Below are 26,220 nucleotides of genomic sequence, written 5' to 3'. Positions count from 1 at the left end.
TTCAGTGGGCGGCATACTATAGCGCCGTGGTGATTGGCGGGCCCGAGGGGACATGATGAAGTATCCGGTATTGCTCGCCATGCTGGCCGTCGGCGGCGTCGCGACGGGCGCTGACGCTGCACAGCGCGCGGCACCGCTCGTGCTGGCAGCGGCGAGCCTGCAGGAATCGATGACCGCGGCCGCCGATGCGTGGGCGGCGAAGGGGCATGTGCGCCCGACGATCTCGTTCGCGGCCTCGTCGGCGCTGGCACGGCAGGTCGAGGCCGGCGCGACAGCGGACCTGTTCGTGTCCGCGGATGAGGACTGGATGAATGAGCTGGCGAAGCGCCGCCTGATTGTCCCTGCGTCGCGCGTGACGTTCCTGGGAAACCGGCTGGTCGTCGCGGCGGCGGCAGGGACGACGGTGCGGATCCCGTCACGCCCGCCTGCAGCGCTGGCGCGGGTGCTGACCGCGGGGCCACTCGCGATGGCGGATACGCCCGTCCCCGCGGGGCGGTACGGCCAGGAGGCGCTGGAGGCGCTCGGCGTGTGGAAACAGGTCGCGCCGCGCGTCGTGCGCGCCGAAAACGTCCGGGCGACGTTGGCGCTCGTCGAACGCGGCGCTGCACCTTTGGGGATCGTCTATGCGACCGATGCCAAGGCATCGACGCGCGTCAGGATTGCGGACGTGTTTCCCGCATCGACGCATCCGGCGATCACCTATCCGATCGCCCGGCTGACGACGTCGCGCAATCCGGAGGCCGAGGCGTTCCGCCGTTTCCTGACGTCACGTCAGGGCAAGGCGATCTTCGTGCGTTACGGCTTTTCGGCGCGCTGAGTGGCGGATGGGTTCGTCCTGACACCGGCGGAATGGGGGATCGTCGGTCTGTCGCTGAGGGTCGGCGCCGTCGCCATGCTGATCACATTGCCGATCGCGTTCGGCTTCGCCTGGCTGCTGGCGCGCGTGCGGTTTCCCGGGCGGATCCTCATCGATGCGGTGATCCACTTGCCGCTCGTCGTGCCGCCGGTCGTGACGGGGTGGCTGCTGCTGCTCGCCTTTGCGCCGAACGGGCCGGTCGGCGGGTGGCTGCAGTCGTGGTTCGGCGTCAGCGTGCTGTTCCGCTGGACGGGTGCGGCGATCGCGGCGGGGGTCATGGCGCTGCCGCTGATGGTGCGTGCGATGCGGCTGTCGATCGAGGCGGTCGATGCACGGCTCGAAAGTGCGGCGCGGACGCTGGGCGCGGGGCCGTGGCGGGTGTTCTGGACGGTCACGCTGCCGCTGAGCGTACCGGGCGTGCTCGCGGGCGCGGTGCTGGGCTTTGCGCGATCGATCGGCGAGTTCGGGGCGACGATCACCTTCGTCTCCAACGTGCCGGGCGAAACGCAGACGCTGCCGCTGGCGATCTATTCGGCACTTCAGCAGCCGGGTGCGGAGATGCTGGTGTGGCGGCTCTCGGCGATTTCCGTCGCGCTGTCGCTGATCGCACTGGTGGCGTCCGAACTTCTGACGCGGCGCGCGGGCAGGGGGCTGCATGTCCTTTGAGATCGACGTCCGCAAGCGTCTGGGCGATGCCGAGGTCGCGCTGACGCTGGCGGCGGGGGACGGCGCGACCGTGCTGTTCGGACCGTCCGGTGTTGGCAAGACCAGCATCCTGAATATGGTCGCCGGGCTGCTTACGCCCGACCAAGGCCGGATCGTCGTCGATGGCGTCACGCTGTTCGGGGAGGGTGTCAACCTGCCACCGGAACACCGCCGTGCGGGCTATGTATTTCAGGAGGCGCGGCTTTTCCCGCATCTGAAGGTGCACGCTAACCTGCTTTACGGCGCCGGCCGCGACACGTCGGGGTTCGAGGAGCGGATCGGCTTCCTGGGGATCGCGCATCTGCTCGACCGCTGGCCGCGGTCGCTATCGGGGGGCGAAGCGCAGCGCGTGGCGATCGGACGTGCGTTGCTCAGCAACCCGCGCTTCCTGCTGCTCGACGAGCCGCTGGCGTCGCTCGACCGACCGCGCCGCGAGGAGATCGTCCGTGCGATCGAGCATCTGCGCGACGCGATGCGCCTGCCGATCCTGATGGTGACCCACGACCCCGACGAGGCCGCACGGATCGGCACCCGCGTCGTGCGGATGTAGCGCTGGCATGAAAAAAGGCGGCCCGGGAAAACCCGGACCGCCTCTTTCGTAGCTCGGTAAAGCGTTTAGCGCTTCGAGAACTGGAAGCTACGACGGGCCTTCGCCTTGCCGTACTTCTTACGCTCGACGACGCGGCTGTCGCGCGTCAGGAAGCCTGCTGCCTTGACCGATGCACGCAGCACCGGCTCGAAGCGGGTCAGCGCCTGGCTGATGCCATGCTTGACCGCGCCGGCCTGGCCCGAAAGGCCACCGCCCTTGACGGTGCAGACGACGTCATACTGACCTTCGCGCTCAGTGATGCCGAACACCTGGTTGATGACAAGACGCAGCGTCGGACGTGCGAAGTACACTTCCTGGTCACGACCGTTGATCGTGATCTTGCCGGTGCCGGGCTTGACCCAGACGCGAGCGACGGCGTCCTTGCGACGGCCGGTCGCATAGGCGCGACCCTGCTTGTCGAGGATCTGCTCGCGGAGCGGCATCGGCTCGCGGACCGGCTCGTTCGAGACGGGCGCTGCGATGTCGCCTTCGCTGGTCGGCAGCGACTGTGCGGCCGGAGCAGCCGGTGCGGGCTGGTTGGTCAGGCTCGCGAGATCGGCGAGCGACTGGCGGTTGTCGGTCATTTACGCACCCACCTTGTTCTTGCGATTCATGCTGGCGATGTCGAGAACCTCGGGGTTCTGCGCCTCATGCGGATGCTCGGTACCCTTGAAGATACGCAGGTTGCGCATCTGCTCACGGCCAAGCGGGCCGCGCGGGATCATGCGCTCAACGGCCTTTTCGAGAACGCGCTCCGGGAAGCGGCCGTCGAGAACCTTGGCGGCAGTGATGCCCTTGATGCCGCCGGCATAACCGGTGTGCTTGTAATAGACCTTCTTCGCGGCCTTGTTGCCGGTGAAGCGGATCTTGTCGGCGTTGATCACGACGACATTGTCACCGCAATCGACATGCGGGGTGAACGACGTCTTGTGCTTGCCGCGCAGGACGTTGGCGATGATCGACGCTGCGCGACCGACCACCAGATCCTCGGCATCGACGATATGCCATTTCTTCTCCACCTCGTGCGGCTTGGCCGACTTGGTGGTCTTCATGAGCGCCTTCATGGGGCTGAGACCTTTGCTGAAACGATATGCGCCGCCACGACGGACGGCGCTAACGAGGCGGCAATGGCGAAAAGGGGTGTTTAAGTCAAGCTTTCCGCCGGTTTCATGGCGGGTATTGTGATACCTTGGACGGATTGCCGAGGCGATGCGCGGCAAATACCGTGGCGATCAGCAACAACGCGGCGTTGGCCTGATGTGCGACGGCGACATGGATGGCGACACCGGTCATGAGCGTCGCGATGCCCAGAAAGACCTGCAGCGTGACGAGCCCGACCACCCAGAAGCCGGCGCGCGAGCCGTGCTGCGTCGCGCGAACGGCGAGCCAAACGAGCCCGGCAGCGGTGGCGAAGGCGAGCCACCGGTGAATGAACTGGACGACGATCGGGTTGTCGACAGCGTTGATCCAGCCGGGTGACAGCATCGGGACGCCGGCCGGGAATAGGCTGTCACCCATCAGCGGCCAGCTTGCAAAGGCATAACCAGCGTCGAGCCCTGCGGTGAACGCGCCATAGACCAGCTGAACGAACAGCAGCGCAAACGCAGTGATCGCGATCGGCATGAGGCGGGCTGGCGCCGCAAGCTTCGAGCGGTGGAGTGCGATCAGGTCCAGCGCCGTCCAGACAATGCCGGCGAGCGTGACGAGCGCGGTCATCAGATGGACCGCCAGACGAATGTGGCTGACGTCGGTGCGAACGGACAGCCCGGACTTCACCATCCACCAGCCGACAGCGCCCTGAAGCGCACCGAGCGCCAGCAGCGCGCCGAGTCGCCAGCCATAGCCGACCGGGATCGCCCGGCGCAGCGCGAACCACAGGAGCGGGATCGCGAACGCCGCGCCAATCGTCCGTGCCAGCGCGCGGTGGAGATATTCCCAAAAGAAGATCGCCTTGAACCCGTCGAGCGTCATGCCGCTGTTGAGCTGGCTATATTCGGGGATCTGCTTGTAGTTCGCGAATTCCGCCTGCCACTGCGCAAGCGTCAGTGGCGGGATGATGCCGGTGATCGGCTTCCATTCGGTAATCGAGAGGCCCGAATTGGTCAGGCGCGTTATGCCGCCCACGACGACGATACCGACGATCATCACCGCGACGATAAGAAGCCAGATCGCGACCGCTCGCGGACGCGCTGTGGACAGGAAGGCGGCACTGGGCTGGAGCATCGCACGGCTCTACGCCTGTCTGACTGGGGCGTCGAGTATCAGGGGTTATCGGCCGCCGGGTTTCTACCGGGCCGGGAGCCGCGCACGGCGCGTTAAGAACGAGCGCACGCGCAGGATTGATCACGACGTCGATCGAGCGTCCTTTTCCTGGAAAAAAAGCGAGCGGACGGCGGGCGTTCGGTCGAATGTGATGTTGTATCCTTTCCTCTGATGGACTATCTGAGCCGAACGATGTCGACGACCGCCCACCACCACAACCATGCGCATCCGTCCTGGATCGCAGGCCTGGATCGCTATGCGATCGGGCTTTCGGGTCTGTGCATGGTGCACTGTCTGGCAACGTCGGTGCTGGTTGCGCTGATGTCGACCGCGGGTGGGGTGCTGCTCGATCCTATCTTCCACGAAGTCGGACTGACGATCGCGATCCTGTTCGGTGCGGTCGCGCTGGGGCGCGGGATCCTTCATCATGGCTATGCGATGCCGGCGGCGATGGGTGCGTTCGGGCTCGGGATCATGGCGGGGGCGATGACGCTGCCGCATGATTCGGGGAGCGGTGAGACGCTCTGGACGATCATCGGCGTCGCTTTGCTCGCGTTCGGGCATGATCTGAACCGCCGCGCCGACAGCTGAGCCGGGCCGCAGGATCGCCCGGGCGCGGTCGCTGCTTGTCGCGGCTCCTGCGGCACCCTAGATTCACCGTATAATGGCAACGCATTCGCATTCGCATCATGAGCCGCAAGGCGCCGACCTCAACGTTGCCGCACAGGCGACGCTGGAAAAATCGGGCGAGCAGTGGACGACGATGCGCGCCAGCGTGTTTTCCGCGCTGGCTGGCTTCGACAAGCCGGCTTCGGCCTATGACATCGCAGAGGCCGTGTCGAAGGCGGAAGGGCGGCGCGTCGCTGCCAACAGCGTTTACCGGATTCTCGACTTGTTCGTGGGCGCCAATCTCGCGCGACGGGTCGAAAGTGCGAATGCGTATGTCGCCAATGCTCATCCCGATTGCCTTCACGACTGCATCTTCCTGGTGTGTGATTCGTGCGGGCAGACGACGCATATCGACAATGACGTGATCACCCGCGGCGTCCGCAACGCGGCGGTTTCGGCCGGTTTCGTGCCTGTCCGCCCCGTCATCGAAGTCCGCGGCCGGTGTGCCGCATGCGAGGCGCAGCGCTGATCGAGGACGGCTGCCAGCGCCATGACGGGGTAACCAATCTGGCGTCGCTGCGTAGAATTATCCGCGGATGGCGGGGTTTCGTTCGGTAACAATCGACACCAAACCTGTGCTGCGATAAGCCGGTGGGATGGCAGATACTCCTGTAACCCCGTTGCTCGACACGGTTTCGACCCCCGATGACCTGCGCAAGCTGAAACCCGACCAGCTTCGCCAGCTTGCCGATGAACTGCGGACCGAGACGATCTCGGCCGTCGGCACGACCGGTGGCCACCTCGGATCGGGGCTCGGCGTGGTCGAGCTGACGACCGCGATTCACTATGTGTTCGATACGCCGCGCGATCGTCTGGTCTGGGACGTCGGGCATCAATGCTATCCGCACAAAATCCTGACGGGCCGCCGCGACCGGATTCGGACGCTGCGGCAAGGTGGCGGCCTCAGCGGCTTCACGAAGCGGAGCGAGAGCGAATACGACCCGTTCGGCGCTGCGCATTCCTCGACGTCGATCTCGGCCGCGCTCGGCTTCGCGGTCGCCAACAAGATCGCGGGCACGCCGGGCAAGGGTATTGCCGTTATCGGCGACGGCGCGATGTCGGCGGGCATGGCCTATGAGGCGATGAACAATGCCGAGCAGGCGGGTAACCGCCTCGTCGTGATCCTGAACGACAATGACATGTCGATCGCGCCGCCGGTCGGCGGTCTGTCGGCCTATCTCAGCCGGATCGTGTCGAGCCGCGAGTTCCTGGGCATTCGCGAGCTTGCCAAGAAGCTCGCCCGCCGCCTGCCGCGGCCATTCCACAACGCCGCGCGGAAGACCGACGAGTTCGCGCGCGGCATGACGATGGGCGGTACGCTGTTCGAGGAACTCGGCTTTTATTATGTCGGGCCGATCGACGGGCATAATCTCGAGCATCTGATTCCCGTGCTCGAGAATGTGCGCGACGCGGAGGAGGGCCCGATCCTCGTCCATGTCGTGACCAAGAAGGGCAAGGGCTATGCGCCCGCCGAGGCCGCGGCCGACAAATATCACGGCGTGCAGAAGTTCGACGTGATCTCGGGCGTGCAGACCAAGGCCCCGCCGGGACCGCCGCAATATCAGAACGTGTTCGGTGCGCAGCTCGTCGCCGAGGCCGCCAAGGACGACCGGATCTGTGCGATCACCGCAGCGATGCCGTCGGGCACCGGCCTCGATGCCTTCGCCAAGGCCTATCCCGATCGCTTCTTCGATGTCGGCATCGCCGAACAGCACGGCGTGACCTTCGCGGCGGGGCTTGCCGCGCAGGGGATGCGGCCGTTCTGCGCGATCTACTCGACGTTCCTGCAGCGCGCCTATGACCAGGTCGTCCATGACGTCGCGATCCAGAACCTGCCGGTGCGCTTTGCGATCGACCGCGCCGGGCTGGTCGGGGCGGATGGTGCGACGCACGCTGGATCGTTCGACGTGACCTATCTCGCGACGCTGCCGAATTTCGTCGTGATGGCGGCGGCGGACGAAGCCGAGCTGGTCCATATGACGCACACCGCGGCGCAGTATGACACCGGCCCGATCGCGGTGCGCTACCCGCGCGGCAACGGCACGGGCGTCGCTTTGCCTACCACGCCCGAACTGCTCGAGATCGGCAAGGGCCGGATCGTTCGCGAGGGCAAGGCCGTGGCGATCCTGTCGCTCGGCACGCGGCTTGAGGAAGCGTTGAAGGCGGCCGATGTGCTCGAGGCCAAGGGGCTGTCGACCACCGTCGCCGATCTGCGATTCGCCAAGCCGCTCGACGTCGAGATGATTCGCAAGCTGCTGACCACGCACGAGGTTGCGGTCACGATCGAGGAGGGCGCGGTCGGCGGTTTCGGGGCGCATGTGCTGACGCTGGCCAGCGACGAGGGGCTGATCGATGGTGGGCTGAAGCTGCGCACGCTGCGTCTGCCGGATCTCTTCCAGGATCAGGACAAGCCCGACGCGCAATATGCCGAGGCCGGGCTCGATGCGGCGGCGCTGGTGGAAACCGTGCTCAAGGCGCTGCGCCATAATTCGGGCGGGGTTGCCGAAGCGCGCGCGTGAGCGGGCCGACCAAGGCCATCGTGATCATCGCGCTCGCGGTGATCGTGATGGTGTCGCTGAACATCGCCATGTGGCGGCGGATGCGCGCCGGGCTGGCCGCGGCGCGCGCCGCGGACCAGCAGGATCAACAGATGCCGGCAGACGACACACTGCGCGGCTGAGCCAGAATGACTGCCCGACTCGTGCCCTGCCTATCTGCCCAGATAGTGGGAGTGGGCCGCGTCTGTTGCGCTGACGGCGAGGATCGATCGCGCCTGGCTGGCCGGCAGAGCCTGGCCGTGACCGTCGCCACTCGCGGCGATCACCCGCTCGAGCAGATCCTGTCCCTCGCGCCACCAGCCGATACCGCTTGCGGCATTGAGATGCCCCTGCGGGCCGGCATCGACGAAATGACTGCCCCAGTCGGCGGCCATGCTGTGCGCGCGGTCGGGCGTAACCCAGGGATCGTCGCTGCTCGCGACGACGATCGAGGGGAAGGGAAGGGCTCCGCGCGGGGTCGGTGAAAAGCCCTTGAGCTCGGCCTGGGCCCCACCGCGATCGACATCGGCGGGCGCGACGAGCAATGCCCCCGCGACGGGCCATCCATAGGGTTGTGGGCTCAGCTCGGCCCACCACGCCACCGCAAGGCAGCCAAGACTGTGCGCGGCAAGGATGACGGGGGCCTGCGCGCGCCGGATCGCCTCGTCGAGTCGCGTGACCCAGGCGTTGCGATGCGGCGTGTTCCACATCCCCAGTTCGACCCGGACGGTATCCGGCCGGGCATCTTCCCACAGGGTCTGCCAGTGTGACGGACCGGAGCCACCGAGCCCGGGGACCGTCAGGATGGTCGGTTGAACGCTATCATATGGTGCAAAAGAACCCACGACGCCTCTCCTTCTCCATACCCCCGGAACCCGAGGGTGGGATCGTGATCGATCAACGCTCTAGGGGACGTCGGCCGATCACGATCCCTGTCCTTAAGATAATCCCACCAGTTCAGTGGGCAATAAACATTGCGGCAAAAGGAAGGCAGCTTGCGATGATCGGACGCCGGGGCGATAGGCTGGGCGTATGGCAAAGCAACGCGCGGATCAGATGCTGGTCGACAGGGGACTGGTCGAGTCGCGGACGCGCGCCCAGGCGCTGATCATGGCGGGGCTGGTCTTTGCCGGCACGCGCAAGGTCGACAAGCCGGGGCAGACGCTGGCGGACGACGTCGTGCTCGACGTGCGGGGTCGCGATCACCCCTGGGTGTCGCGCGGCGGGATCAAGCTCGCGCACGGGCTCTCACATTTCAGCTGGACGGTCACGGACGCGGTGGCGATCGACGTCGGCTCGTCGACCGGCGGGTTTACCGACGTGCTGCTCAGCAACGGGGTCGCTCGCGTCTATGCCGTCGACAGCGGGACCAACCAGCTTGCGTGGAAACTCCGTCAGGACCCGCGCGTGATCGTCCACGAACAGACCAGCGCGCGCATCCTGACCGACGCGCATATCCCCGAACCGGTCGACCTGATCGTATGCGATGCGAGCTTTATCGGGCTGGCCAAGGTGCTCGAGCGCCCGATCGGGTTCGCACGCCCCGGCGCGCGGCTCCTCGCGCTCGTCAAACCGCAGTTCGAGGCAGGCCGCGAAGAGGTCGGAAAGGGCGGCGTGATCCGCGATCCGGCCGTCCATGCGCGCGTCTGCGGCGAGGTCGCGGCCTGGCTCGAGGCACAGGGCTGGCAGGTCGAGGGCGTCGTCGAGAGCCCGATCACCGGCCCCGAGGGCAATATCGAGTTCCTGATCGCCGCGCGTGCGATCGCCGCGCCACGCGACTGAGGATCCGGATGCTACCCGCGCTGGACCCGGATCGGCCATCGCAGAATGACACACTTCCCGATCGGTCCATGCATGTTGCGGTTTACGGCAGGGCGTTCCCGCGGCAGGACTAAGCCGATCAGTCTTGAAAGGACGTATGTGGGAGGCATCGCTTCGAAGGGCCAGCTGAGGATGTCGTTCCTGCGCTGGGCGATCGTGACCGTTCCGTTGATCGTCCTGCTGGGCTTTCTGGCCGGGCGCGCGGTCCCGGTGGGGAGCGAAAGTGCTTGGTACACCAGCCTGGTGAAGCCCGCGCTCACTCCGCCAGGCTGGGCGTTTCCGGTCGCCTGGTCGACGCTCTACGTGCTGCTCGGCCTGGCTCTCGCAATGATCCTCAATGCGCGCGGCGCGCGGGGGCGAGGCCGCGCGATCGCCTTGTTTGCCGCGCAATTCGTGTTGAATCTTGCCTGGACGCCATTGTTCTTCGGCGCGCACCGAATCGGTGCGTCGGTGCTCGTCATCGTCGCGATGCTGCTGCTCTCAATCGCGGCGACATTCCTGTTCGCGCGTATCCGGCGCGGGGCGGCGTGGCTGATGGTGCCCTATATGGTGTGGATCAGCTTTGCGGGAATGCTCACATACGGTATAGGCCGGCTCAACCCCGAGGCCGAAACCCTTGTGCCGACGACGCGCACCTCCCAGATGTTGTGAAGAGGCGCGCGGCGCGAGTTACTAGCAGGATGATGATAATGCAGTCCGAAAACCGGATGTTCGACGATTTCGTGAAGGTCCTCAACGGCGCCGCAGGAACCTTTGCCGGTGTCGGCCGCGAAGCGCAGTCTGGGGTTCGCGAGCGTGCCCGTGAATGGCTCGGCGGCCTCGATTTCGTGAGCCGTGAGGAGTTCGACGCGGTCAAGTCGATGGCGGCCGCCGCGCGCGACGAAAATGACGCGCTGAAGGCCCGGCTCGACGCTCTCGAAGCAAAAATGCAGGTCGGCGTCTGACTTTTCCACAGATTTCTGGGCATTCGGATCGAACGGGGTTGTCGGAGCATTTTTGCCCCGGCACCCTTTGTCGCGTGACAAGGAGTGCCAGGACGTAATGATGCTCGACCACGCCGACCATGACCAGGACGATGCTGCGCCCATCGACATGCTCGAAGCCTATTATGCTGCGCATGGATGGGAACATGAACGTCACGACGACGAGATCGTCGCGACCGTAAAGGGCAGCTGGACGACGTACGAACTGCGCGCCTTGTGGCGCGAGGATGACAGCGTGCTGCAGTTCCTGGCGTTTCCGGACATCAAGGTGCCCGATGAACGGCGTCAGGCGGTCTACGAGACGATCGGGCTCGCCAACGAGCAGCTCTGGATCGGCCATTTCGAACTCTGGTCGACGAGTGGGATCCTGCTGTTCCGTCACGCGGCGATGGTCGATGGCGGCGAGGATGGCACGATGTCGCTGTCGGCCGCCGAATTGCTCGTCGAATCGGCGATCGAGGAGTGCGAGCGCTTTTATCCGGTGTTCCAGTTCGTCCTGTGGGGCGGGAAGACGCCCGCGGATGCGCTTGCCTCGGCGTTGATCGAAACCCAGGGCGAGGCGTGATCGCGCGCGTTTCCCCGGGCGCGGCGTGCCGATGACCGGGCGGATCCTGATGATCGGCTGTGGCAATATGGGCGGGGCGATGTTGGCCCGCTGGCTTGCCGACGGCCTTTCACCTGACAGCGTGACCGTCGTCAGCCCCAGTAAGCGCGTGATGCCACCCGGTGTGCGCGTCGTCGCCGCTTTGCCCGACTCGGACGACTGTTCCGCCGAAACTGTCATGCTCGCGCTGAAGCCGCAGCAGCTCGGCGCACTGAAGACGCCCGTGTTCGCGGGCTATGCGCCAAAGCTGCTGATTTCGATCCTTGCGGGGGTCGAGATTGCCGCACTCCAACCTCTGTCCCAGGCGCAGGCGGTGGTTCGGGCGATGCCCAACCTGCCGGTTGCGATCGGGCAAGGCGTGGTTGCGCTGCACGGCGCGACGGATGACGGCGCGGCGCGTGCGACCGCGGAGGCGTTGATGACCCCGCTCGGCCTGGTCGAGTGGATCGCCGCGGAGGCGCAGTTCGATGCCGTCACCGCGCTGGCGGGATGCGGGCCGGGATTCGTGTTCCGCTTTGCCGACGCGCTGGCCAAGGCGGGGCAGGCGCTCGGCCTGCCGGCGGATCAGGCGGCTCGGCTCGCGCTTGCTACGCTCGAGGGCTCCGCACGGATGGCCGGCACCGCGGACGTTTCGCCGGCGGTGCTGGCGGACCGGGTCGCGAGCCCGGGCGGATCGACACGCGAAGGGCTGAACGTGCTCGACGACGGCGATGCGCTGGTCACCCTGATGTCCCGCACGCTGGCGGCGTCGGCACGGCGCAATGCGGAGATGGCGGCAACGGCACGAGGCGACCTCGAGCCGCGCTAGTCATCCGCGCAGCTTTATGACCTGCTCGCGCTCCTCTTCCGGAATCAGGCCTTCGAGCACCGCCCAATAGCCCGCAACCGCGCCGTGGCCGGCGTGATTATAGGCTGCGGACATCTTCTGTCGCGCAGCTTCGAACAGGTCGCTCTCCATCTTGCTGCCGACCGGTGTCAAGCGCAGCAGCCGCTGACGCCGGTCACGATCGCCGGGACGGACCTCGATAAAGCCACGATCGCTAAGTTCGTTCAACACGCGGCCGAGCGACTGTTTGGTGATCGCCAGCAGCGACAGCAGCTCGCTGACCGTCATGTCCGGTTTGCGGGCGATGAAATACAGGGCGCGGTGGTGCGCGCGCCCCAGCCCCTGCTCCGCGAGCCCCGCATCGATCGACCGGACCAGATGGCTCTGACCGAAGTACAGGAGTTCCATGCCGCGACGCAGTTCGGGTTCGCGAAGAAACAGGGGTGAAGCGGGTGATGCTGAGGCAGCCATGTTGACCGGTTTAGTCTTCGGTCCTAGTCGACGGCAAGCCGTGGAAAGAGAGAAAAATTCAATGCATCCTCCGTTGTCGCAGGCCTCATCGTCCCCAGACGCGAGCATGACATTTTCGTTCGAACCGTGTGGCGATCCGGTCGCTGCGAACGAGCGTGCGCAGCGCCTGATCGATCCCGGCTTCGGCCGGGTCTTCACCGACCATATGGCGATGATCCGCTTCAGTGACACGAAGGGCTGGCATGATGCCAGGATCACGACGCGCGCGCCGATCATGATGGATCCCGCGTCGTCGGTTCTGCACTATGCGCAGGAAATCTTCGAGGGGATGAAGGCCTATCGACTCGCCGATGGCGGCACCGCGCTCTTCCGGCCCGAAGCCAATGCGCGGCGCTTCCAGGATTCGGCGCGCCGGATGGCGATGCCCGAGCTTCCCGAGTCGCTGTTCCTCGAATCGGTCGAGCGGCTGGTCAGGACGGATCAGGACTGGATTCCCGACAGCGACGGCGGCGCGCTGTATCTGCGGCCGTTCATGTTCGCGAGTGAGGTGTTCCTGGGGGTCAAGCCGAGCGCCGAATATCTCTACATGGTGCTCGCTTCGTCGGTCGGTGCCTATTTCAAGGGCGGCGCCTCCGCGGTCTCGATCTGGGTCAGCCAGCATTACACGCGCGCGGCACAGGGGGGTACGGGCGCGGCGAAGTGCGGCGGCAATTATGCCGCCAGCCTGCTCGCGCAGAAGGAAGCGATCAGCCAGGGCTGCGACCAGGTCGTCTTCCTCGATGCGGTCGAGCGCCGCTGGGTCGAGGAACTCGGCGGCATGAACGTCTTCTTCGTGTTTGCGGACGGCAGCCTGTCGACCCCCGCTCTCACGGGCACGATCCTGCCCGGCATCACCCGCGATTCGATTCTGACGCTGGCGCGGGCGCAGGGGATCACCGTGCGCGAGGAGCCCTATGCGATCGATCAGTGGCGCGCCGACGCGGCGAGCGGCAAGCTTGTCGAGGCGTTCGCCTGCGGCACCGCCGCGGTCGTGACCCCGATCGGGACCGTCGCGTCGCCCGAGGGCCGCTTCACGATCGGCGGCGGCGAGCCGGGCGCGATGACGCTACGGATCCGCGATTCGCTCGTCGCGATCCAGCGCGGTCTGGCGCCGGATGCCAATGGGTGGGTCCATCGACTCGATTAAGACGCGATAGGGCTTTTCTCGTCGGGGCGCGCCGCTATAAGGCCGCCTCTGCTGGGGCGTCGCCAAGTGGTAAGGCAGCGGCTTTTGATGCCGCCATGCGCAGGTTCGAACCCTGCCGCCCCAGCCAGTCCTTCCTGCGTCTATCGGTTCTGCCATATATGGGGAGCCGAGGATTGAGTGAAAGCAGGCGGTGATGACCCATCCTTATGATCTTGAACGGTTCGTCACTGCGCAGGCGGCAGTCTACGAGTCCGCGCTTGCCGAGATAAGCGGCGGCGCCAAGCGTGGGCATTGGATGTGGTTCATCTTCCCGCAGATTGCCGGGCTCGGTCGAAGTGCGATGGCGCAGCATTATGCGATCGTGTCGCTGGAGGAGGCGCGGGCCTATCTCGCGCATCCGGTGCTCGGGGCGCGTCTGCGGCAGTGCGTGGAAGCGCTTGACGCGCTGACGGGGACGAGTGCCCGGGCCGTTTTCGGTGAGGTCGATGCGATGAAGCTGCGATCGTCGCTGACGCTGTTTCGCGAGGCGGGGAATGATCCGCTGTTCGGCGCAGCGCTCGATCGCTGGTTTGCCGGGACGAGCGACGCGGCCACCCTCGGCCTCATCAACAGACCAAGCTGACGACGATCCGCGTCGCGCCGTTCAGTCCTCGGCCCAGCGCCGGAGCAGGTTGGATTGCGTCTTGGCGAGCAGGTCGAGTTCGGGCGTCTTGCCCAGCCGCTCGAACAGCGCGTGGCGGGCGGTTTCGAGATCGAATAGCAGTTCCCGTGCATGCGCGTCCCGAACGAGGCTCCGGACCCAGGTCACCGCGGCAAGCCGCTCGCCCGACACGACCGGCGCCACGCGGTGCAGCGAGGTCGTCGGATAGCAGACCGCCGAGCCCGCAGGCAGCTTGACGTCCTGTTCGCCGGCGGCGGATTCGATCACCAGTTCGCCGCCGTCATAATCCTCAGGCTCGCTGAGGAAGACCGTCACCGACACATCGGTTCGCATTCCGCCCATGATCGCATCGTCGACATGGCTGCCATAGGCCATGCCGGCGTCATAGCGGCTGAACAATGGCGGGCGGACGACATGCGGCCGCGTCGCCATGCGGAAAAGGGCATTGTCGAGCAGCCGATCGACGACGAGGTCCTGCATCTCGGCGAGCAACGGGTCGCCGCGGTCGACCTGTTCGTTGCGTTTGACCGGGCGCGCCTCGCGCCCCGCGGTCCGTCGGCCGTCGACATAGCGGGTCTTGCGCATATTATCTCGCAGCCACTGGAGATTGTCCGCATCCAGGACGTTGGCAATCATGATCATCATGGGAAATCTCGCAAATCCGGCATGAAGCCAGGTGACGCGCCCTTAACAGTTGAGTGCCCTCCCGGCCAACGCGTCGGGACCGAGGAGATAGTATGCGTACGAAATTGTGGATGGGCGTCGGCGCCTTTGTGATCGCGCAATCGGGCCAAGCCGTCATCAGCGACGCGGCCGCCAAGCCAATGCCGTCGCCAGCTCAGCAGGTCGGTGAAGGTGAGGGCGAAGGCGAGGGTGAAGGTCGGCGGGTCGTTCGGTCGGGCAAGGCCCGGCATGCGGTGACATCGCCGCGGCGCGTGCGCGCGGTGCAGCAGCAGCGTGGCCAGCGCGGCGAAGGCGAATATGAGGGTGGTGAGAACGAGCGCGGCGAGGGTGGCGAAAATGAGGGTGGCGAGGGCGAACGATGAGCCGGCTACGCCCCTTGGCGTGACCAGCACTGCCGCGCGGATCGGCATGATCCGTGCGGCAGTAACGAGACGGCACCATCGGCATCGCCCCGGCCGTGACGAACGAACGATCAGTCGGGGCTTGGTCCGCTCGGCTTGGCGCGATAGCGATCGAACCAGGCGATGATCGCGGAGGCCTTTGCCGCGGATTGCGACGGCCGTGCGGTGAAGCCGCCATGGCTCGCACCCGGCACCTTGACGAGCGCGGTCGGTACGCCGCGAATCTGCAACGCGGCGTAATATTGCTCGGATTCCGAAACGGGCGTGCGGTAATCGTCGCTGCCCACCACGACCAGGGTCGGCGTCTTGACGTTGCCGACCAGACTGAGCGGCGAGCGGTTCCAGTAGCTCATCGGATCCTCCCACGGCAGTTTGGTGAACCAGTAGCGCGACGTGAACAGCGTATTGTCCATCGTCAGCGCCTCGCTTGCCCAGTTGATCACCGGCTTCTGCGTCGCCGCGGCCTTGAACCGGTCGGTCTTGCCGACAATCCAGGCTGTCAGGACGCCACCGCCCGATCCGCCGGTGACGAACAGATTGTCGGCATCCGCGGTCCCGTCCGCAATCGCCGCATCGACCGCGGCGATCAGGTCGCCATAATCGTCGGACGGGTATTTCTTGTCGATCAGATTGGCGAACTCGGCACCGTAGGAGGTCGAGCCGCGCGGATTGGTCCACAGCACGGCATAGCCCGCCGCGGCATAGAGCTGCATGTCGGTGGCAAACCCCGGGCCATAGGCGCTGTTCGGCCCACCATGGATTTCCAGGATCAGCGGCACGCGCTGGCCGGGGGTTCGCGTGGCGGGCGTTGCGAGCCAGGCGTCGATCGCGCGGCCATCGGGCGCGGTCACCGCGATCTTGCGGATCGGCGCGAGCGTCTTGGCGCCGGTCATCACCGCGTTGAGTTGCGTCAGCTGCCGTGACTTGCCACCGCTCGACACCCAGACATCGGCGGGAGCGCTGCCGTCGCCGCCGGTATAGGCGATCGTTCCGCCTCTCGCGACGGAGAACTCGCCCCCGGTATAGGGCCGGTCGAGCCCGCCGCCCGCGACATTGTCGACCAGCGGCGTCGTCCGGCCGTCGAGGCCGATGCGCGCGATCCGGCGCTGGCCGTGATCGTCATAGCTCGCATAGAGGCTGCGCCCGTCGGCGGCCCACACCGCATCCTCGATCCCGCGATCGAGCGCGGCGGTCAGCGACCGGGGACTGCCAGCGTTGCGGTCGCCGAGGTAGAGCTGGGTGTTCTCGTAACTGCGCCGCTTGTCGTCGAAGCCGAGCCACGCGATCCGCGTGCCGTCGGGAGCGATCCGCGGCTGCGCATCGGGGCCGTCGCGGGTCGTCAGCGTCCGCATCGCGCCGCTCGTCGTGTCGACCGCGATGAGGTCCGAATTCATCACCTGCCGCTCGGCATCGGGCCCGCGGATCGCGGCGAACACGATCCCGCGGCCGTCGGGCGTCCATGACAGGGGGCCGCCGTCATCGAATGCGCCGAAGGTGAGCTGCTGCGGCGCGCCGCCGTCCGCCGCGACGACGAACAGATGATCGCGGCCGGGCTTCACATAGCCGGGGCCATCGTTGCGATAATTGACGCGGTCGATCACCGTCAGCGGCTCGGCCCATTTTGCGCCCTCGGGCTTTGGCGGTGCCTTGCCGAGCGTCGTCGCCTCGCCAGCAACGGTCGGGACGTAAGCGAGCCGGGTGCCGTCGGGCGACCAGGCGAGCGCCTGCGGATCGCCGGGAAAGCCCGTCACCCGCGCGCTCGTGCCGGTCGCGATCCAGCGGACGAACAGTTGCGACTGTTCGCCGTCGCGCGCGGCATAGGCGACGCGCGTGCCGTCGGGAGACCAGCGCGGGTCGGACCCTTGCACGGCGAACGGCGACTGGCGACCGGTCGCGACGTCGATCAGCCACAGCGACGACTGGACACGGTCGGTCATGACGTCGGCGGTGCGGCGGACATAGACGATGGTGCGTCCGTCAGGGCTGATCTGCGGGTCCGCTGCGATCGACAGGCCGAACAGGTCGGCGCCGGTGAAGCGCCGCGTCGGGGCGTCGGCGGGCGCCGCGATCGGCTGCTGCTGCGCGACGGCGGGGGCAGCCGACAGCAGGGCGAGGGCGAGGGTGAGGCGCAAGCACGGCTCCTTTGACGATGATCGAGGTGCGATCATGCCCGATCCCCCGGCCCGTGCAAGGGCAGGGCCGGGGGCGTTACCAGCCGGGCGACCGTCAGCTGGTCGGCGCGAGAAACACCGCCCCGGGGACGCGCAGTGTCTGACCAGTCGGCGCGAGACGGCCGTCCTTGCCGAGCGTCAGGATCGCGATCGTGCCCGACCGCTCGTTCGCGACCAGCATCTGCCGCTGATCCTCGAGCAGGAGGAAGATGCGCGGCCAATGTCCGCCGGCGGCGATGTGCTGGACGAGGGTCGGTACTCCGTCGCGATCGAGTGCGAACACCGCGATACCGTCAGCGCCGCGGTTCGAGACGTAGAGGTGCCGGCCGGCGCGATCGATCGCGATGTGCGCGGCCTGGGACGACCCGACATGGCCATCGGGCAGGGTGGATACCTGCGTGCGGGTGGTGAAACGCCCGTCCGGCTGTGCATCGAGCATGGTCACGGTGTTGGCGAGCTCGGCGACGACATAGGCGCGTGGCAGGCGCGGATGCCAGACGAGGTGGCGCGGTCCCGTTCCCGGCGGCGCGCGCCAGGCCGGGACCGGCGCGGAAAGGCTGCGCGCTCCCGGATCGAACCGATAGGCGAAGATCGTGTCGGCGCCGAGGTCGACCGAATGCAGCCAGTGCCGATCGGGGCTGAACCCGACCCAGTGCGCATGCGGCCCCTCCTGACGGCTCTTGTCTAGACCGGTCCCCTCATGGCGGAAGATCGTCGGTTCGCCCGGCGCACCGGTCGCGGGATCGATGCGGTAGAAGCCGACGCTGCCGCTCGAATAATTGGCGATGGCGAGGCAGCCGGACGCGTCGTCGAACGCGGCATGGCAGGGATCGGCACCACCCGACGGCATCGTGCCGCGGGTTTTCCAGCCGGGCGCAAAGCCGGTGACCGACCCTTTCGCCTGCTCGCGCAGGACGTACCATAGCCCGGTGCGGGGTGCCCGCACCGCGAACGACGCGTCGTCGATCCCGGCGACCGGCGGCTCGACCTGCCAGCGATTGCGAGCGCGGTCATGCGACAGCGTGTACAGGCCCTTGCCGCCCTCGCGCGCATAGGTGCCGACGAGCACGCGGGCGTCGCGCGGCGATAGCGGCGCGGCGCGCAGACCGGTGGCGAGCGTCGCGGTCGCCATGCCGCAGAGCAATGTTCGGCGGGTGATGCTATTGAAAACAGGTGACGTCATGGATGGCGGTCCGATGGTTGATCCTCCACCCCAGCTTACCATCTAAGAAGCGGTCTCGCGCAAGGGGCTCTCCAGACCGAGGATAGACCGACGAGCGAAGATCCTGTCATGCCCGGTATGGAGCCGGGCACTCAACAAAATCCACACGCTGATAACGAGTCCGGCTTCGACGCGGGATCGCAACCGCGTGGCGGGCGGTCGATCCCGCGCGGCCGGCTGTCGCGGCTGGGCGTGTTCGGGCGGCTTGCCGGCGGCGTCGCGGGCGGGGTGGTCGCCGAGGGGGCCCGGAGGCTCGCGAGCGGCGAGCGTCCGCGCATGTCGGACCTGCTGCTGACCCCCGCCAACGCGGTGCGGGTCGCGGACCAGCTTTCGCATCTGCGCGGTGCGGCGATGAAGCTCGGCCAGATGGTGTCGATGGACGCGGGCGACATGCTGCCGCCCGAGCTGGCGACGATCCTCGCCAGGCTGCGCAACGATGCGCATCACATGCCGCCCGCGCAGCTCGACCGGGTGCTCACGGCCGAATGGGGGAAAGACTGGCGCCGCCGCTTCGCCCATTTCCAGGCGCATCCGGTCGCGGCCGCATCGATCGGCCAGGTGCACCGGGCACGGCTCCCCGACGGACGCGTGCTGGCGATCAAGGTGCAATATCCGGGCGTGAAGGACAGCATCGACGCGGATGTCGACAATGTTGCGACGCTGCTGCGCGTGTCGGGGCTGTTGCCCAAGGAGCTCGACATCACGCGGCTGCTTGGTGACGCGAAACAGCAATTGCACGACGAGGCGGATTATGTCCGCGAGGGCGAGATGCTGGAACGCTATCGCGCGCTGGTGGGCGACGATGCGGGGCTGCTGGTTCCGGAACTCGAGCCGACATTGTCGACGCCGCGCGTGCTGGCGATGGAGTATATCGACTGTGCGCCGATCGAGAGTCTTGAGACCGCACCCCAGGATGTACGCGATACGGCCATGGAGCGGCTGATCGGGCTCACGCTGCACGAACTGCTCGACTGGCGGCTGATGCAGACCGATCCCAATTTCGCGAATTATCGCTGGCAGGCCGAGACGGGGCGGATCGTCCTGCTCGACTTCGGTGCCGCGCGTGCGGTGCCGCAGGTCGTGGCGGACGGGTATCGCCGGCTGCTGGCCGCGGGGCTCGCCGGACAGCGCGACGCGGTCCGCGACGCCGCCGTTCAGGCGGGCTTTCTGGGTGAGGCCGCGGTCGTGGGGCATCGGCCGCAGATCGACCGCATGATCGACGTGATCCTGGCAGAGATGAACCGGACGGGGCCGTTCGACTTCGGCGATCGCAGCTTCGTCTCGGTGCTGCGGGACGAGGGCGCGGCGATCGCGCGCGACCGGTCGACCTGGCATATCCCGTCGGCTGACATGCTGTTCGTGCAGCGCAAGATCAGCGGTACCGCACTGCTCGCCGCACGGCTGAAGGCGCGCGTGGACGTGCGGGCGATGGTCGAATCTTATTGTTAGTCAAATGAAAGCCGTACTTACCTATAAAGGCGATCACCGGCTGCGATTTTCCTGTTTTGCCGCTTATGCTGCGGCGCGGTATCGCGACTCCAAACGTTAAGGCTGCATGGACCCGGGCAATTTCCGCGGTGACACGCCCGATTTGGAGATTTGAGTATGCGTGACAAGCGTCCCGACGGGATTGTCGACTATACTGGCCCGGCCGGTGGCTGGGGTGCGCTCAAGGCGGTCGCGACGTCGCTGAAGGCCCAGCAGGTCGTGGTGCGCGGCGGGCAGACGCTGCTCAAATCCAACCAGCCCGACGGGTTCGACTGTCCGAGCTGCGCCTGGCCCGACCCCAAGCATACCTCGTCGTTCGAATTCTGCGAGAACGGCGCCAAGGCGGTGGCGTGGGAATCCACGGCGAAGCTGATCGGCGCTGACTTCTTCGCCAAGCACAGCGTCGCCGAGATCTGGAAGCAGAGCGATCACTGGATCGAGGATCAGGGTCGCGTCACCGAACCGCTGCGCTACAACGCCGCGACCGACCATTATGAGGTCGTGACCTGGGCGGAGGCGATGTCGGCGATCGGTGCGGGTCTTGCCGCGGTGCCGGACCCGAACCAGGCCGAATTCTATACCTCGGGCCGCTGCTCGAACGAGGCGGCGTTCCTCTATCAGCTGTTCGTCCGGCTATACGGGACCAACAATTTCCCCGACTGTTCGAACATGTGCCACGAGGCGACGTCGGTCGGCCTCCCCAAGTCCATCGGGATCGGCAAGGGTACGGTCAGCCTCGAGGATTTCGACCATGCCGACCTGATCCTGTCGATCGGCCATAATCCGGGGACCAACCACCCGCGGATGATGGCGACGCTGCGCGAGGTGTCGCGCCGCGGTGGCAAGATCATCGTGTTCAATCCGCTCAAGGAGCGCTCGCTCGAACGCTTCGAATCGCCGCAGTCGGTGGTCGAGATGGCGACGATGTCGGCGACCCAGATCGCCAGCTCCTATCTGCAGGTGAAGGTCGGCGGCGACGCCGCGGCATTGAAGGGTATCGCCAAGGCACTCGTGGCGCTCGACGAGGCGGCGCGCGCGAGCGGCGGCGAACCCGCGCTCGACCATGCTTTCATCGCCGAGCATACCGACGGGCTCGAACCCTATATCGCCGATCTCGCACGGACTGACTGGGCCGATATCGAACAGGCCAGTGGTTTGCGCCGGGCGGATCTCGAGGACGTCGCGCGGATCTATGCATCGTCCAAGGCGACGATCGCCTGTTACGGCATGGGGATCACCCAGCACCGCACCGGGACCAGCAACGTCCAGCAGCTCGCCAACCTGTTGCTGCTGCGCGGCAATATGGGCCGCCCCGGCGCCGGGATCTGTCCGCTGCGCGGGCACAGCAACGTGCAGGGCGACCGGACGGTCGGCATCACCGAACGACCGATGCCGCTGTTGCTCGACCAGATGAAGAAAGTCTTCAACTTCGAGCCGCCGCGCGAGCATGGTCATTCAGTGGTCGAGAGCATCGCGGCGATGCGCGACGGCAAAGCCAAGGCGATCGTCTGTCTCGGCGGCAACCTCGCCATCGCGTCGTCCGATCCGCAGGCGTGCGCCGAAGGGTTCCGCAATCTCGATCTGGCGGTGCACATCACCACCAAGCTCAACCGCACCATGCTGTTGATGGCGAAAAATACCTATATCCTGCCATGCCTGGGGCGGACCGAGCTCGACACGCAGGCCGGTGGCCCGCAGTCGGTCACTGTCGAGGATTCGATGTCGATGGTCCACGCGTCGCGCGGCTTCCTGATGCCGCCGGGCGAGAATGTGAAGTCGGAGATCTGGATCGTCGGCGAGATCGCCAAGGCGACGCTGAAGGGCAAGGGCGATATCGACTGGGATGCCTATGTCGCCAATTACGACCTGATCCGCGACAAGATCGAGGCGGTGTTTCCCGACTTTGCCGATTACAACGCGCGCATCCGCAAGCCCGGCGGGTTCCATCTGCCCAATTCCGCCGCGATGCGGATCTGGAAGACGAGCAGCGGCAAGGCGAACTTCATCGTCGCCGAGGGGATCGAAGAAGACGAGACCGCAAACGCGCCGGACGTGCTTCGTCTGACGACGCTGCGGGCGCATGATCAGTATAACACGACCGTCTACAGCCTCGACGACCGGTATCGCGGTGTCTTCGGCCGTCGCGATATCCTGTTCATGAACGAGCGTGACATGGCGCGGCTCGGCTATGCGGAGGGCGATGTCGTCGATGTCGCCACCGCGTTGCAATATGCGCATCCGGACCGCGTCGTGCAGAAGCTGACCCTGGTCCGCTATGCGCTGCCGGACGGGTGCCTCGCGTCCTATTATCCCGAGACTCAGCCGCTGATCGCGCTCGAGGATCATGATCCGCAGAGCTTCACCCCGTCCTACAAGTCGGTGCCGGTCACGGTGCGGCGGGCCGGCGGGGATGTCGGTGCGGAGCGCGGCGTGGCGCGCGCGGGGGTCGTCGGCCAGAGCCAGGCCGCGATGGCATGAGCGTGGGATACGCGCCGACGATCGACACCTATGCGACGCTCGCGGCGGCCAAGGCCGCGGCGTGGCGTCGCTCACCGATCGGCTTCTTTGCGGGCGCGATCCTGGCGGGAACCTATATCGGGATCGCGATGATCCTGGCGATCAGCGCGGCGGCGGGGCTTCCTGCCGGCGTCCGGCCGCTGGTGATGGGCGCGACGTTCGGGATCGGCCTGATCCTGACGGTATTCGCCGGCGCCGAGCTGTTCACCGGCTATGTCATGTATCTTGGCTTCGGCCTGGCGAAGCGGACCATCAGCTATGGTGAAGCGATCACGCTGGCGAGCGTCGTCTGGGTCGGCAATCTGGTCGGCGGCATCCTATTGTCGGCGATCTTCGCAATTGGCGGGGGCGGGGCCGTGTTCTCCAACGCCGACACGATGTTCAACGCCTATGTCGAGCACAAGGTCGAGGCGGACGGGCTCGCGTTGTTCGCGCGGGCGATCCTGTGCAACTGGCTCGTCTGTCTCGCGATCTGGACGGCGGCGCGGATGAAGGGCGATGCGGCCAAGTGCATCGCGATTGCCTGGATCCTGCTCGCGTTCGTTGCCGCCGGTTTCGAACATTCGGTCGCCAACATGACCGCGCTCACGCTCGGCCTCATAGCGCCGCATCCGGTGATCGATCTGGCGGGCACGGTGCACAATCTCGTCGTTGTGACCGCTGGAAACACCGTCGGCGGGCTGGTCTTCGTCGTCTTCGGGTACATGCTCGCGGCCCGCACGGATGCCGCGGCCGCGCCAGCGGCGGACTGACGCGCACTTGGCGAAGAAGCATTATCTCACCGCGACGCTGCCCGATGGCTATGTGAAGACGATCGGGCCCACGGCGACGGCGTTCACCCATTACTGGCGGATCGTCGCGGTGCTGGCCAACGGCAAGACCGAAGTGTTCTGGGGGCACAGCAAGTCATTGGCCGAGGCGAAGAAGAAGCGCGTCGCGGCCGAGGAGGCGTCGATCCAGCGTGGCTGGCGATCGCACGCGTTCGAGATCGTCGAGCTCGTTCGCTCCTAGACCGTCCGCCCGTNGTTCGACGAACGAGACCACGCGCGAACGGCGGGATCTCATTCTCATGTCGATCAGGCGAGCGTGCGGATGCCGGGTTCACGATCCCAATAGCGCTTCGCACCCGCGGTCGCGATGTCGGCCAGCGCCACCACACCCGCATCGGGCTCTACGCCGGCCTTGTCGAGAAGCGGCTTGGCCGCATCGCTCGCGCCGATCGCCTTCAGATGACCGAACGCATCCATGACCCACTGGACCGCCGCGCCTTCCTTCAGGAGCATCTTGCACCCTTCGGCCGACAGGACGACCGCCACCGCGTCGAAGATCTGCGACGGGCTGCCCGCAAGCTGGCCCTGTGCCTTCTTAATGCTGCCATCGGCGAGCTTGGCGCCACCGACCTTGGGGGCGACGAGCACCGGCTTGCCGCCTGCACCCTCGACCGCCGCGACGACCGCGTCGATCTCCGCGCCATCCGACCCGTCGGCGATCAGGATCCCGACCTGACGGCCCTCGAGCGTCTCCTTCATGTTCTTCTGGATCGACAGCGCCGGGCTCGGTGGCATGTCGACCGGCGCACGGAACGCCGGATTGGCCGCCGGCAGGGGGATGCCGAGACCATCGGCAATGCGCGTCGCCAGTTCCTCGTTCACGTTGCGCAGGTTGGCGACGGTGCGCTCCTGGACATGCGCGAGACCGACCTTCGACAGCTCGAAGGTGAAGGCCGACGCGATATGCGCCTTCTCATTGTCGGTCGCCGACACCCAGAACAGCCGCGCCTGGCTGTAATGGTCACCGAACAGTTCGGCGCGCATCCGCAGCTTCTCGCCCTGCTCGTCCGCACCGGTCGGGTTCGTCGTGGTCACGAAGCCATTTGGCGATTCGCGCGGGCCACCGTCTTCGCCGACAACCGACAGGCTGTTCGGCTCGTAATTGGCACGACCCTTGGGCACCTTGGTCTGCATCATGCCGTCACGCTGGAAATTGCCGGCGGGGCTGCGCGGTGCGTTGACCGGGATCTGATGGAAGTTGGTCGTGCCGAGACGCGACTTCTGAGTGTCGAGATAGCTGAACAGACGGCCCTGAAGCAGCGGATCGTTCGAGAAATCGATGCCGGGGACGATGTTGGTCGGCAGGAACGCGACCTGCTCGGTCTCGGCAAAGAAGTTGTCGACGTTGCGGTCGAGCACCATCCGGCCGATGATCCGGACGGGAACGTCCTCCTCGGGGATCAGCTTGGTCGAATCGAGCACGTCATAAGGCTGTGCCTCGGCAAACGCCTTGTCGAACACCTGGATGCCGAGCTCCCATTCGGGGAAGTCGCCGGTGTCGATCGCTTCCCACAGGTCGCGACGATGATAGTCGTTGTCCGCGGCCTGGAGCTTGAGCGTCTCGTCCCAGATCGTCGACTGGAGGCCAAGCTTGGGCTTCCAGTGGAACTTCACGAAGCTCGACTTGCCTTCCTCGTTCACGAGCTGGAACGTGTGAACGCCGAAGCCTTCCATCATCCGCAGCGAACGCGGCAGGGTACGGTCGGACATCGCCCACATCTGCATGTGCGTCGATTCCGGGGTCAGCGACGCCCAATCCCAGAAGGTGTCGTGCGCCGAACCGGCCTGCGGATAGGCGCGATCGGCCTCCATCTTCACCGAATGGATCAGGTCGGGAAACTTGATCGCGTCCTGGATGAAGAACACCGGAATGTTGTTGCCGACGAGATCCCAGTTGCCCTCGGTCGTGTAGAACTTGACCGCGAAGCCGCGCACGTCACGCGGGGTGTCGACCGAACCGGCGCCGCCGGCGACGGTCGAGAAGCGCGTGAAGAGTTCGGTCTTCGTGCCCTTCTTGAACAGCGCCGCCTTGGTCAGGTCGGAAATATCGTCGGTCGCCTCGAAATAGCCGTGCGCGCCCGATCCGCGTGCGTGGACGATCCGCTCGGGGATCCGCTCATGATCGAAATGGAAGATCTTCTCGCGCAGCACGAAATCCTCGAGCAGCGTGGGGCCACGCGCGCCGGATTTCAGGCTGTTCTGGTTGTCGGACACGGGCACGCCGTGGTTGGTGGTCAGGACGGGGACGTCGCCGCCGGCCTGCTGATGCGTCTCACCACCGTTGCCGGGGTTGCGCTGTTCGGTGTCGCTCATTGCGGATCCTTGCTGTCGAGGACGAAGTTCGGGGGCTCAACGTGCGATCCACCAGACCGGGTCCATGCAGGCGGCAAGGAATCGGCCTGCTTCATGTTAGGGCATCAGGTCGTCGGCGACGGATGTTGCCCGGACCACGCCGAACCGAGTCCGTTTCCAGCAGGTGCCGGGAATCGCCGGAGTTTTTTCGCCGACCGCCAGAGCAGAAGCAGGCCGATCGCGAACAGGAACAGCGCACCGAACAGGAATGCGAGATAGAATCCTGGTGCGAGCCAGGCCGATCGTATCACCGGCCCGGCCGCTGCGGCGTCCGCGGCGGCCCCTGCCATGCTGGTCATCGGCGTTGCACTGGTTTCGATCGCTGTCATGGCGTGTCCCCGGCCGGACCGGCACCGTCGCGGCACCGGATCCGACCTGAGGTATG

29 protein-coding genes and 1 tRNA gene are annotated in these 26,220 nt (G+C 66.2%); 20 read left to right on the top strand and 10 right to left on the bottom strand.

Annotation, left to right across the window (positions count from 1 at the left end; all coding sequences use genetic code 11):
* The first annotated feature begins 55 nt into the window (after positions 1–55).
* Genes modA through IFS44_RS02720 form a run of 3 tightly spaced genes read left to right on the top strand, consistent with a single transcriptional unit; the run spans position 56 to position 2,111 of the window.
* Positions 56–817, top strand: a complete 762-nt coding sequence (modA, locus tag IFS44_RS02730) for a molybdate ABC transporter substrate-binding protein (protein ID WP_192097393.1) — start codon at positions 56–58, stop codon at positions 815–817.
* A complete protein-coding gene (gene modB / locus IFS44_RS02725; RefSeq protein ID WP_342366310.1) occupies positions 818–1,522 on the top strand; it encodes a molybdate ABC transporter permease subunit in 705 nt (234 codons plus the stop codon). It abuts the gene before it with no gap.
* Entirely contained in the window at positions 1,512–2,111 is a 600-nt protein-coding gene (locus IFS44_RS02720; RefSeq protein WP_192097392.1) for an ATP-binding cassette domain-containing protein, read from the top strand. Before modB ends, IFS44_RS02720 begins: the two co-directional genes overlap by 11 nt.
* Positions 2,112–2,176: 65 nt before the next feature.
* Here the strand turns inward: IFS44_RS02720 and rpsI are convergent, their stop codons facing one another.
* From rpsI to IFS44_RS02705, 3 genes are all read right to left on the bottom strand, one after another.
* Positions 2,177–2,734 (bottom strand): 30S ribosomal protein S9, encoded by a 558-nt coding sequence (gene rpsI / locus IFS44_RS02715; protein WP_043157976.1) that lies wholly within the window; start codon positions 2,732–2,734, stop codon positions 2,177–2,179.
* Positions 2,735–3,214: a 50S ribosomal protein L13 gene (rplM, locus tag IFS44_RS02710; protein ID WP_037530138.1), complete on the bottom strand. Its 480-nt coding sequence runs from the start codon at positions 3,212–3,214 to the stop codon at positions 2,735–2,737. It lies immediately after the preceding gene.
* A 103-nt stretch (positions 3,215–3,317) separates the two neighbouring features.
* Positions 3,318–4,373 (bottom strand): COX15/CtaA family protein, encoded by a 1,056-nt coding sequence (locus IFS44_RS02705; protein WP_192097391.1) that lies wholly within the window; start codon positions 4,371–4,373, stop codon positions 3,318–3,320.
* A 231-nt stretch (positions 4,374–4,604) separates the two neighbouring features.
* On the opposite strand from IFS44_RS02705, the gene IFS44_RS02700 reads away from it, so the two are divergent.
* The 4 genes from IFS44_RS02700 (at position 4,605) to IFS44_RS02685 (ending at position 7,761) form a co-directional block, all read left to right on the top strand.
* Entirely contained in the window at positions 4,605–5,003 is a 399-nt protein-coding gene (locus tag IFS44_RS02700) for a MerC domain-containing protein (protein ID WP_244649844.1), read from the top strand.
* A 73-nt stretch (positions 5,004–5,076) separates the two neighbouring features.
* Positions 5,077–5,550 carry a Fur family transcriptional regulator gene (locus tag IFS44_RS02695; protein ID WP_107933086.1) on the top strand — a complete coding sequence of 158 codons (474 nt, stop codon included), beginning with the start codon at positions 5,077–5,079 and terminating at the stop codon, positions 5,548–5,550.
* Positions 5,551–5,677: 127 nt separating this feature from the next.
* Entirely contained in the window at positions 5,678–7,600 is a 1,923-nt protein-coding gene (gene dxs / locus IFS44_RS02690; protein ID WP_192097389.1) for a 1-deoxy-D-xylulose-5-phosphate synthase, read from the top strand.
* The gene (locus IFS44_RS02685) at positions 7,597–7,761 is read left to right on the top strand and encodes a hypothetical protein (RefSeq protein ID WP_159510704.1); all 165 of its coding nucleotides are present in this window, start codon (positions 7,597–7,599) and stop codon (positions 7,759–7,761) included. The genes dxs and IFS44_RS02685 overlap by 4 nt, the downstream gene beginning before the upstream one ends.
* A 30-nt stretch (positions 7,762–7,791) precedes the next feature.
* Here IFS44_RS02685 and IFS44_RS02680 read toward each other — a convergent pair whose 3' ends face one another.
* Entirely contained in the window at positions 7,792–8,463 is a 672-nt protein-coding gene (locus IFS44_RS02680) for an alpha/beta hydrolase (protein ID WP_192097388.1), read from the bottom strand.
* Positions 8,464–8,650: 187 nt separating this feature from the next.
* On the opposite strand from IFS44_RS02680, the gene IFS44_RS02675 reads away from it, so the two are divergent.
* The 5 genes from IFS44_RS02675 to proC all read left to right on the top strand — a co-directional run bounded on the left by IFS44_RS02675 (position 8,651) and on the right by proC (position 11,834).
* On the top strand, positions 8,651–9,400 hold the full coding sequence (locus IFS44_RS02675; protein ID WP_192097387.1) for a TlyA family RNA methyltransferase: 750 nt from the start codon (positions 8,651–8,653) through the stop codon (positions 9,398–9,400).
* A 171-nt stretch (positions 9,401–9,571) separates the two neighbouring features.
* Complete coding sequence (locus IFS44_RS02670) at positions 9,572–10,090, top strand: TspO/MBR family protein (protein WP_107933094.1); 519 nt, start codon at positions 9,572–9,574, stop codon at positions 10,088–10,090.
* 38 nt (positions 10,091–10,128) lie between these two features.
* Positions 10,129–10,383 (top strand): accessory factor UbiK family protein, encoded by a 255-nt coding sequence (locus IFS44_RS02665; RefSeq protein WP_031395657.1) that lies wholly within the window; start codon positions 10,129–10,131, stop codon positions 10,381–10,383.
* A gap of 97 nt (positions 10,384–10,480) precedes the next feature.
* Complete coding sequence (locus tag IFS44_RS02660) at positions 10,481–10,987, top strand: YbjN domain-containing protein (protein WP_031395656.1); 507 nt, start codon at positions 10,481–10,483, stop codon at positions 10,985–10,987.
* A gap of 31 nt (positions 10,988–11,018) precedes the next feature.
* Positions 11,019–11,834, top strand: coding sequence for a pyrroline-5-carboxylate reductase (gene proC, locus IFS44_RS02655; protein ID WP_192097386.1), 816 nt, complete (start codon positions 11,019–11,021; stop codon positions 11,832–11,834).
* On the opposite strand, the gene IFS44_RS02650 is transcribed toward proC, so the two are convergent.
* Complete coding sequence (locus tag IFS44_RS02650; RefSeq protein ID WP_031395654.1) at positions 11,835–12,323, bottom strand: MarR family transcriptional regulator; 489 nt, start codon at positions 12,321–12,323, stop codon at positions 11,835–11,837.
* Between the two features lie 106 nt (positions 12,324–12,429).
* On the opposite strand from IFS44_RS02650, the gene IFS44_RS02645 reads away from it, so the two are divergent.
* From IFS44_RS02645 to IFS44_RS02635, 3 genes are all read left to right on the top strand, one after another.
* Complete coding sequence (locus IFS44_RS02645; RefSeq protein WP_192097385.1) at positions 12,430–13,509, top strand: branched-chain amino acid aminotransferase; 1,080 nt, start codon at positions 12,430–12,432, stop codon at positions 13,507–13,509.
* Positions 13,510–13,561: 52 nt separating this feature from the next.
* Positions 13,562–13,636 (top strand) — tRNA-Gln (locus IFS44_RS02640).
* 66 nt (positions 13,637–13,702) lie between these two features.
* Complete coding sequence (locus IFS44_RS02635; protein ID WP_192097384.1) at positions 13,703–14,131, top strand: DUF1810 domain-containing protein; 429 nt, start codon at positions 13,703–13,705, stop codon at positions 14,129–14,131.
* Positions 14,132–14,152: 21 nt separating this feature from the next.
* Here IFS44_RS02635 and IFS44_RS02630 read toward each other — a convergent pair whose 3' ends face one another.
* Complete coding sequence (locus tag IFS44_RS02630) at positions 14,153–14,815, bottom strand: Fe2+-dependent dioxygenase (RefSeq protein WP_192097383.1); 663 nt, start codon at positions 14,813–14,815, stop codon at positions 14,153–14,155.
* Between the two features lie 92 nt (positions 14,816–14,907).
* Between IFS44_RS02630 and IFS44_RS02625 the strand changes: the two genes are divergently transcribed.
* Positions 14,908–15,216, top strand: a complete 309-nt coding sequence (locus IFS44_RS02625; RefSeq protein WP_192097382.1) for a hypothetical protein — start codon at positions 14,908–14,910, stop codon at positions 15,214–15,216.
* 110 nt (positions 15,217–15,326) lie between these two features.
* Here the strand turns inward: IFS44_RS02625 and IFS44_RS02620 are convergent, their stop codons facing one another.
* Together IFS44_RS02620 and IFS44_RS02615 are read right to left on the bottom strand one after the other, a co-directional pair.
* Complete coding sequence (locus tag IFS44_RS02620; RefSeq protein WP_192097381.1) at positions 15,327–17,423, bottom strand: alpha/beta hydrolase family protein; 2,097 nt, start codon at positions 17,421–17,423, stop codon at positions 15,327–15,329.
* A gap of 58 nt (positions 17,424–17,481) precedes the next feature.
* Positions 17,482–18,609 carry a lactonase family protein gene (locus IFS44_RS02615; protein WP_192097380.1) on the bottom strand — a complete coding sequence of 376 codons (1,128 nt, stop codon included), beginning with the start codon at positions 18,607–18,609 and terminating at the stop codon, positions 17,482–17,484.
* A 117-nt stretch (positions 18,610–18,726) separates the two neighbouring features.
* Here IFS44_RS02615 and IFS44_RS02610 point away from each other — a divergent pair, with 117 nt between their 5' ends.
* The 4 genes from IFS44_RS02610 to IFS44_RS02595 all read left to right on the top strand — a co-directional run bounded on the left by IFS44_RS02610 (position 18,727) and on the right by IFS44_RS02595 (position 23,664).
* Positions 18,727–20,097, top strand: coding sequence for an ABC1 kinase family protein (locus IFS44_RS02610; protein WP_192097535.1), 1,371 nt, complete (start codon positions 18,727–18,729; stop codon positions 20,095–20,097).
* A gap of 156 nt (positions 20,098–20,253) precedes the next feature.
* Positions 20,254–22,614 carry an FdhF/YdeP family oxidoreductase gene (locus tag IFS44_RS02605; protein WP_192097379.1) on the top strand — a complete coding sequence of 787 codons (2,361 nt, stop codon included), beginning with the start codon at positions 20,254–20,256 and terminating at the stop codon, positions 22,612–22,614.
* On the top strand, positions 22,611–23,405 hold the full coding sequence (locus IFS44_RS02600; protein WP_192097378.1) for a formate/nitrite transporter family protein: 795 nt from the start codon (positions 22,611–22,613) through the stop codon (positions 23,403–23,405). The genes IFS44_RS02605 and IFS44_RS02600 overlap by 4 nt, the downstream gene beginning before the upstream one ends.
* Positions 23,377–23,664 carry a hypothetical protein gene (locus IFS44_RS02595; protein WP_052149346.1) on the top strand — a complete coding sequence of 96 codons (288 nt, stop codon included), beginning with the start codon at positions 23,377–23,379 and terminating at the stop codon, positions 23,662–23,664. Before IFS44_RS02600 ends, IFS44_RS02595 begins: the two co-directional genes overlap by 29 nt.
* 65 nt (positions 23,665–23,729) lie before the next feature.
* Here IFS44_RS02595 and IFS44_RS02590 read toward each other — a convergent pair whose 3' ends face one another.
* Both IFS44_RS02590 and IFS44_RS02585 read right to left on the bottom strand, forming a co-directional pair.
* Entirely contained in the window at positions 23,730–25,796 is a 2,067-nt protein-coding gene (locus IFS44_RS02590; RefSeq protein WP_192097377.1) for a catalase, read from the bottom strand.
* A 104-nt stretch (positions 25,797–25,900) separates the two neighbouring features.
* Positions 25,901–26,164, bottom strand: a complete 264-nt coding sequence (locus tag IFS44_RS02585; RefSeq protein ID WP_146163686.1) for a hypothetical protein — start codon at positions 26,162–26,164, stop codon at positions 25,901–25,903.
* Between the last annotated feature and the right edge of the window lie 56 nt (positions 26,165–26,220).

This window comes from Sphingomonas sp. CFBP 13706, from assembly GCF_014842355.1.
Classification (GTDB): domain Bacteria; phylum Pseudomonadota; class Alphaproteobacteria; order Sphingomonadales; family Sphingomonadaceae; genus Sphingomonas; species Sphingomonas aerolata.
Note: the sequence above shows the minus strand (reverse complement) of the source record. Positions and strands in the feature narration are given on the sequence as shown.